This is a genomic window from Brevundimonas sp. (genome assembly GCF_024711105.1).
In the GTDB taxonomy this organism is placed as follows: Bacteria; Pseudomonadota; Alphaproteobacteria; order Caulobacterales; family Caulobacteraceae; genus Brevundimonas.
Window position 1 is genome coordinate 1 of the sequence record NZ_JANJTL010000143.1, and the last position, 3,592, is coordinate 3,592.

Genomic DNA, 3,592 nt, shown 5'->3' on the forward strand with positions numbered 1-3,592 from the left:
GAAGGTCGTGATCCAGTAGAGCATCGGCGAGCCCAGGAACATGTTCACGACCGAGCCGATGATCAGGCCGATCACCGCCATGATCAGGAAGGAGCCGATGGGGCCCAGGTCCCGCTTGGTGGTGTAGCCGTAGAGGCTGAGGCCACCGAAGGCGGCCGCCGTCACGAAGAAGGTCGTGGCCACGCTGGCGCCGGTGTAGATCAGGAAGATCCAGCCCAGGGACAGGCCCATGGTCGCCACCACCGCCCAGTAGAGGACGTTGGTCATGACCGGCGTGGGGCGCCGCATCAGGAACATGGAGCCGAAGATCAGCACCAGCGGGGCGAACTGGATGCCCAGGCCCAGCGGCGTCATCGCCAGCGCGCCGTCAGGGCCCGTGGTGTAGAACTGCTGCTGGACAGCCTCCACGTTGCCGACCGTCCAGGCCAGGGCACCGGCCAGCACGAGGCCCAGAGCCAGCTTGTTGTAGACGCCGAGCATGAAGCTGCGCAGGCCGGCGTCGACCGCCATGTCCGCGTGCGACGGGGCCGGGCGGGAAAAACCGTTGTTGAAGTCGCTCATCGCGAGGTCATGTCTCCCATGGGGCCCGTCCGAAGGGCGGGCTTCACCTTTGAATATCGGGGCTGGGGCCAAGGTTCGCAAGCGAAACCGGACGCGGTCGCCGGGCTCTGGTAAGGACCGGAAATGATCCGCCTGTTCGCCGCCGTCGCCGTGCCCGAGCACATCGGCCAGCAACTGACGCGCCTGCAGAAGGGGCTGCCGGGCGCGCGATGGCGGCCGGTGGAGGCGTTTCACGTCACCCTGCGCTTCTTCGGCGAGATCGACGAACGGCGCGCCGACGACCTGGACGCGGAGCTGTCGCGGGTCACGTCGCCGGCCTTCGAGGTGGCGCTGAACGGGGCGGGCGACTTCGGCGACGGGGGCGTGTCGAACGCCGTCTGGGTCGGGGTAGAGGAGAACGAGCGGCTGAAGGTGCTGGCCGGCCGCTGCGAGGCGGCGGCGCGGCGCGCGGGGCTGGAGCCGTCGAACCGGACCTACCGGCCGCATGTCACCCTGGCCTATCTGACCCGGCCGGAGCCGTCGCGGGTCGGAGCCTGGGTCAGGAATCACAATCTGACGCGCATGGAGGCCTTCCGCGTCGACCGGTTCGGCCTCTATTCGAGCCGGCTGGGCCATGGCGGTTCGACCTATACGCTGGAACGGGAGTACCCGCTGGGATGACGCCTCGCCTGCGCTCGGTGCTGTTCATGCCCGCCAACAATGCGCGCGCGGTCGAGAAGGCGCGCACGCTCGACTGCGATGCGGTGGTGCTGGATCTCGAGGACGCCGTCGGGCCCGAGGACAAGGAGGCCGCGCGCGCGGCGGCGGCCGCCGCCCTCTCTGCGGGCTTTACCGGCAAGATTGCGGCGGTCCGGATCAACGGACTGGACACGCCCTGGGGCGAGGCGGACCTCCGGTCGCTGGCGGGGGCCGACGCCGTGGTGCTGCCCAAGGTGGGCGACGCCTCGGTCGTTGCGGAGGCGTCGGGGCAGGCCGCCGGCGCGCCGGTGTGGGCCATGATCGAGACCTGCCGGGGCGTGCTGAATGTCGCGAATATCGCCGCGGCGCCCGGCGTGGGCGCCCTGGTCCTCGGCCAGAACGACCTGGCGGCGGAGATGCGCTGTCGGCCGGGGGCGGACCGGGCGCCGTTGTGGTCGGCCATGGGCGCGACCGTGACGGCGGCGCGGGCGCATGGCCTCACCGCGCTGGACGGGGTCTACAACGCCTTCCAGGACACGGCCGGGTTCGAAGCGGAATGCCGACAGGGCCGCGCCTTCGGCTTCGACGGCAAGACCCTGATCCACCCAAGCCAGATCGCGGCCGCAAACGCGGCCTGGACGCCGGATCCGGATGAGGTCGCCTGGGCGCGCGCTGTGGTCGCGGCCTATGCGGCGCCGGGCGCGGAGGCGGCGGGCGTGCTGAGGGTGGACGGGCGGATGGTCGAGCGGCTGCACCTGGCCGAGGCCAGGCGCATCCTCGAGCTTACTGGGCCGGCGGCGTAGTCTCGGGCGTCCAGCCGAGCGACCGGCCGAACTCCGGCGCGAAGGTCGCGAACAGGATCAGGTGCTCGGTCAGGCCTTCGTAGGTCATTCCGGGAACGATCAGGACGTCGTACTGGGCCACGGCCGCGGCCCCCTCGTCGTGGCCAAAGGCGAAGGCCTTGAGGAAGCGCCGGTCGCGGTTCCAGTTGGAGATGGCCTCCGGGTCGATGCTGTCCATCAGGAAGCCGGCCGAGAACTGCCACGAGCCGCACCGCCCGGCCTCGCAGTCGAACCCGACCACGTCCCAGGACACGCCGTTCGCGCCGGACGAGACCATGGGCTGCTCGCCCGCGCTGATTTCGGCGTCGAGGCCCTGGGCCACGAGCCAGGCATGGATCTCGGCGGCGGTCAGGCCGCCCTCGGGCACGGCCTGGGCGAGCGCGGGTCCGGCGAAGTCGAGCGAAGCGGCGGCGGCCGCGGCGGCGAAACGGAACATGAGGAGGTCCTCCCTTTATCCGACTGATTCCACGCGCGCCGGAGCGCTGCAAGTCGCGCTTGGGTCGCGGCCGGCCTCGGCCTAGGCTGGCCGGATGACGGGGACGGGCAAGACCTGCGGGACCTGCGGCCTGTGCTGCAAGCTTCTGAGCGCCCCGTCGCTCGGCAAGCCGCCCAGGAAATGGTGCGTCCATTTCCGGCGGGGACGGGGCTGCGACATCTATGCGGACCGGCCCGCCGAGTGCTCAGGATTCAACTGCGGCTGGCTGCTGAGCCCGCAGCTGGGCGACGAGTGGCGGCCGGATCGGGCGGGATTTCTGCTGCACCAGGAGGCGGGGCGCATCCTGGTCGAGGTCGATCCGTCCCTGCCGCAGGCCTGGAAGAAGGCGCCGTTCGAGGCGACCCTGAGGGAATGGGCCGCGAGCGGGCGAGAGGTGCTGGTGCTGGTCGGTGAGCGCGGCCTCAGGCTGGGCGAGCCGGACACGCCGGTGAAGGCCAGGCGGACCTAGAAGCGCGGACGGAAGGGCCCTGGGCTCCAGCCGAAGTCGGCCCGAGCGGCGCCGTCGTCGAAGACCAGGTCGCGGTCCATGCGCGCGCCCATCTCGCCCGTGGCCCCGGGCAGGAGCGGCGAGGCGAGCGTCAGCCCCAGCCGCCACAGCGCGGGCGGAACAGAGACGATGCGCGGCGTACGGCCGAGGCCTTCGAACACGCGTTCGCACATCTGGCGGTAGGTCAGGGTCTCGCCGCCCGCGAGTTCATAGGTCCGGCCGGCCGTGGCCCGGGCATCGAGCGCCTGTAACGCGGCCTGCGCCAGGTCGTCGGCGTGGACGGGCTGGCGGCGGCCCTCGCCGCGCCCGGCGATCGGCAGGGCCGGCAGCCGCCGCGCCAGCGAAGCCAGGCGGCTGACGTTGCCGTCCTGTCCCTCGGCGTAGATCAGGGTGGGCCGAAGGATGGTCCAGTCGACGCCGGAGGCGCGGACCGCGTCTTCGCCGCGCGCGAGGGCCTCGACCACCGCGCGCTCGGCGGGGTCGGCGGAGGCCGCCTTGGTCAGGACGCTGGTGGAGGAGAAGGCGATA

The 3,592-nt window shown here is 71.6% G+C and carries 6 protein-coding genes; 3 read left to right on the top strand and 3 right to left on the bottom strand.

All coding sequences use genetic code 11. The annotated features are described in order from the left end of the window. A partial coding sequence (locus tag Q0M60_RS11085) for a Bax inhibitor-1/YccA family protein (protein WP_296819304.1) occupies positions 1-561 on the bottom strand: 561 nt, incomplete at its 3' end. 123 nt (positions 562-684) lie between these two features. Between Q0M60_RS11085 and thpR the strand changes: the two genes are divergently transcribed. Then, positions 685-1,221 (top strand): RNA 2',3'-cyclic phosphodiesterase, encoded by a 537-nt coding sequence (gene thpR / locus Q0M60_RS11090; RefSeq protein WP_296819306.1) that lies wholly within the window; start codon positions 685-687, stop codon positions 1,219-1,221. Then, positions 1,218-2,042 (top strand): CoA ester lyase, encoded by an 825-nt coding sequence (locus tag Q0M60_RS11095; protein ID WP_296819308.1) that lies wholly within the window; start codon positions 1,218-1,220, stop codon positions 2,040-2,042. The genes thpR and Q0M60_RS11095 overlap by 4 nt, the downstream gene beginning before the upstream one ends. Here the strand turns inward: Q0M60_RS11095 and Q0M60_RS11100 are convergent. Next, entirely contained in the window at positions 2,023-2,517 is a 495-nt protein-coding gene (locus Q0M60_RS11100; protein ID WP_296819311.1) for a YbjN domain-containing protein, read from the bottom strand. The two genes, Q0M60_RS11095 and Q0M60_RS11100, sit on opposite strands and share 20 nt — an antisense overlap. Before the next feature lie 94 nt (positions 2,518-2,611). On the opposite strand from Q0M60_RS11100, the gene Q0M60_RS11105 reads away from it, so the two are divergent. After that, a complete protein-coding gene (locus tag Q0M60_RS11105) occupies positions 2,612-3,025 on the top strand; it encodes a YkgJ family cysteine cluster protein (protein WP_296819313.1) in 414 nt (137 codons plus the stop codon). Here Q0M60_RS11105 and Q0M60_RS11110 read toward each other — a convergent pair. Continuing rightward, positions 3,022-3,592 (bottom strand): sugar nucleotide-binding protein (locus Q0M60_RS11110; protein ID WP_296819315.1); only part of this gene is annotated, 571 nt, incomplete at its 5' end. The genes Q0M60_RS11105 and Q0M60_RS11110 overlap by 4 nt on opposite strands.